The 2,536-nt window shown below is 62.5% G+C and carries 6 protein-coding genes; 4 read left to right on the top strand and 2 right to left on the bottom strand.

Going from position 1 to position 2,536, the window contains the following annotated elements:
* The 3 genes from EOA75_RS31750 to EOA75_RS31740 form a co-directional block, all read left to right on the top strand.
* Nucleotides 1-347, top strand: a 347-nt coding sequence (locus EOA75_RS31750) for a DUF2493 domain-containing protein (protein WP_164747713.1), incomplete at its 5' end; no start/stop codon positions are given.
* Nucleotides 348-410: 63 nt separating this feature from the next.
* Nucleotides 411-671 carry a type II toxin-antitoxin system prevent-host-death family antitoxin gene (locus EOA75_RS31745; RefSeq protein WP_127326057.1) on the top strand — a complete coding sequence of 87 codons (261 nt, stop codon included), beginning with the start codon at nt 411-413 and terminating at the stop codon, nt 669-671.
* Entirely contained in the window at nt 661-1,101 is a 441-nt protein-coding gene (locus tag EOA75_RS31740; protein WP_127326056.1) for a hypothetical protein, read from the top strand. The genes EOA75_RS31745 and EOA75_RS31740 overlap by 11 nt, the downstream gene beginning before the upstream one ends.
* 235 nt (nt 1,102-1,336) lie before the next feature.
* Here the strand turns inward: EOA75_RS31740 and EOA75_RS34310 are convergent, their stop codons facing one another.
* Nucleotides 1,337-1,663, bottom strand: a complete 327-nt coding sequence (locus EOA75_RS34310; protein WP_164747712.1) for a hypothetical protein — start codon at nt 1,661-1,663, stop codon at nt 1,337-1,339.
* 37 nt (nt 1,664-1,700) lie between these two features.
* Here EOA75_RS34310 and EOA75_RS31730 point away from each other — a divergent pair, with 37 nt between their 5' ends.
* Nucleotides 1,701-2,024, top strand: a complete 324-nt coding sequence (locus tag EOA75_RS31730) for a DUF736 family protein (RefSeq protein ID WP_127326055.1) — start codon at nt 1,701-1,703, stop codon at nt 2,022-2,024.
* A 281-nt stretch (nt 2,025-2,305) separates the two neighbouring features.
* Here the strand turns inward: EOA75_RS31730 and EOA75_RS34640 are convergent.
* The coding region (locus EOA75_RS34640) for a hypothetical protein (RefSeq protein WP_206517096.1) at nt 2,306-2,536 on the bottom strand (231 nt) is incomplete at its 5' end.

The following is a 2,536-nucleotide window of genomic DNA, read 5'->3' as shown; positions in this document are numbered from 1 at the left end:
CCTTCGGCGGCGGCATGGACTACAACGATCATGAGCGCATCTGGGCCGCGCTCGACAAGGCCCACGCCAAGCACCCGGACATGATCCTGCTGCATGGCGGCTCGCCCAAGGGCGCCGAACGCATCGCCGCCTGCTGGGCGGAAGCGCGCAAGGTGACGCAGATCGCCTTCAAGCCGAACTGGACGAAGCACGCCAAGGCCGCGCCCTTCCGCCGCAACGACGAGATGCTCTGCGTAATGCCGACCGGCGTCGTGATCTTTCCGGGCTCCGGCATCACCGAAAACCTTCGCGATAAGGCCCGCCGCTTCGGCATCAATGTCTGGGAACTTAGAGGAGACGGCGCGTGAGCGCCGTTTTCTTGCAAATCTGGAAAATCCATATATTATGGAGATCGATAAAGGAGCAAGGTCATGCGACAGTTCACGACAGGCGATCTCAACAAACAGGTTGGCGACGTCACCGACGCCGCCGCCCGCGAACCCGTCGTCCTCACCAAGCACCGGAAACCCCGGTTCGTCCTGATGAGCTACGAGCACTACGAGCGGATGCGCAGCGGTGGGGACCCACGTAGAGCCTACCACGCTTCCGAGATGCCAGAGGAGCACCGCGATCTGTTCGAGGCGGAGATCGACCGGCTGGCGCGCGGAGAGGGTTACGACGATGAGCCGTGAGTTCCTGCCCGGTCAGGTGATCGACTACCCTTACCTGTGGGCATGGCAGCACGAACGCGGTGAGACCGAAGGCCGAAAAGCCCGGCCCACTTGTGTCGTCGTGGACGTCCGCGGTGCGAATGACGGTCTCACCCATCTGGCGCTTCTGGCGATCACCACCCAGCCGCCGGGGGCCGATCGCATCGCGGTCGAGGTCTCCGACATCGAATGCCGGCGAGCAGGATTGAACGACATCAAGCGGTGCTGGATCGTCGTCGACGAATACAACTACGACGTCGCCGAGCGCTCCTGGTACATCGAACCTCGCAGCAAAATCCTCGGGCGTTTCAGCAAAGCGTTCATGATGAAGATCGCGGCAGCCTTCGCCCAAGCACGGGCATCCGGACGGCGTATCCGGACGGCGTATCAGCCGTCTGGATTGACATCCTGATCGGTAAAGCAGAACGGCGGCTCCGATTGTTCGGGACTGCTCGTTTGCCGACGGCGGTGTGCCCGACGGGCACCTGGCGGCCGGGTGCCGGCCCGGGCGTGTCGATAAGATCGCGCATCCGACACCGGCGCGAACAACACCATCGAAGTATTGTAGCGCAGTTTTCAGGTGGCAGTGCAGCCGCCGTGTCGACCTCGCGGACCGATGAAGGGAGTGATGCGGGCAGGGGCGCGCGTCATGCGCTTGAAGCAGCCGTGAACGGGCGGGGCAGGATGTCGACCGGGATGGTGGTGGAACGTTCAAAAGGTACGCGACCGATATCCGTAGCGCCGGACCGGGCGGCCATGACGGTTTTCGCGCCTTCAGTTGCCCCGAACCATTCCCGTTTATGTCGCTCGTATAGACGACCGCCTGCTTTTGCGGCCAACCCCTGACGGGGTAAGACTCGCCCGAAATTTTTGCAAAATTCGATTTCGGTTCTTCTTGTCCTGGCTGAAAATAGAATTTTGCAAAATTTTCGGCCGAGCTGACCGCAGCAGTCGGCCGTCTCTTCGTGCGCCATCGGGAAATGGTCCCGAGCAACCGAAGGAGACAGAACCATGGCCACCACGATCGCTACCCTGACGCAGAAGACCGACGGCTCTCTCGAAGGCGTCTTCGCCACCATCCGGGTCAACGCCCCGATCGCCATCGTCCCGAACGCCCAAAAGGCAAGCGAGGAAGCCCCCGACTTCCGCGTCATCCATCGCCGGACCGGCTTCGAGATCGGCGCGGGCTGGAACCGCATCGCCCGCCAGACCGGCGAGGAATACCTCTCGGTGAAGCTGGAAGCCCCGGAGATCGGCGTGATCTTCGGCAACCTCGCTCCCGCCCCCGGCGGCGATCCTGCCAAGAAGGTGATCCTTTGGAACAATCCGAACTGAACGGCAAGAAGCCGGCCCCGAGCCATCGAGGCCGGCTTCACCGTTCAACGTCAGGGGTCGTTCCGTGCGATACTGGGGAGTGAAAGCGGGCATCGAGCCCGCTTTCACTCCTTTCTCTCCGCCAAACGAGCCGAGGACCTTTCTGCTCAGAAAGCCAAGTCTGCCATGATGCGCTCGTGCCGCGTCAAGGACGAGCGGTCCCCCCAAAATGCTTGCGCATTTCGGCTCCCCCACTCGCCGCCTTCGGCGGTCGCTACGCGATCCTTGACCCGACCCGATCCTCACGACCCGCAGGCGTCATCTTTAACACTATCCAAGGAGATGACGACCATGGCGATTTCCATCGAGCAGCACATCGAGGAACTGCGGGCCTTATCTTGACAGTCTGCACCGACTCCAGCCGTGTTGCTGGCGTCGATGCGCATGCTGAGGGAGGCGCTTTCCAGGCCGGCCGCAGCGCTCCCACATAGCTGGCGGAGGCCGGCCTGGAGAGCGCCGGGCAGTTCTAGCAC

Source organism: Mesorhizobium sp. M1A.F.Ca.IN.022.07.1.1 (assembly GCF_003997575.1).
Taxonomy (GTDB): domain Bacteria; phylum Pseudomonadota; class Alphaproteobacteria; order Rhizobiales; family Rhizobiaceae; genus Mesorhizobium.
Note: the sequence above shows the minus strand (reverse complement) of the source record. Positions and strands in the feature narration are given on the sequence as shown.

What these genes read in the sequence shown, in the direction of transcription:
- EOA75_RS31745 (WP_127326057.1), top strand. Translation starts at nt 411, where the DNA reads ATGCGACAGTTCACGACAGGCGATCTCAACAAACAGGTTGGCGACGTC.
- EOA75_RS31740 (WP_127326056.1), top strand. Translation starts at nt 661, where the DNA reads ATGAGCCGTGAGTTCCTGCCCGGTCAGGTGATCGACTACCCTTACCTG.
- EOA75_RS34310 (WP_164747712.1), bottom strand. Translation starts at nt 1,663, where the DNA reads ATGGCGCACGAAGAGACGGCCGACTGCTGCGGTCAGCTCGGCCGAAAA.
- EOA75_RS31730 (WP_127326055.1), top strand. Translation starts at nt 1,701, where the DNA reads ATGGCCACCACGATCGCTACCCTGACGCAGAAGACCGACGGCTCTCTC.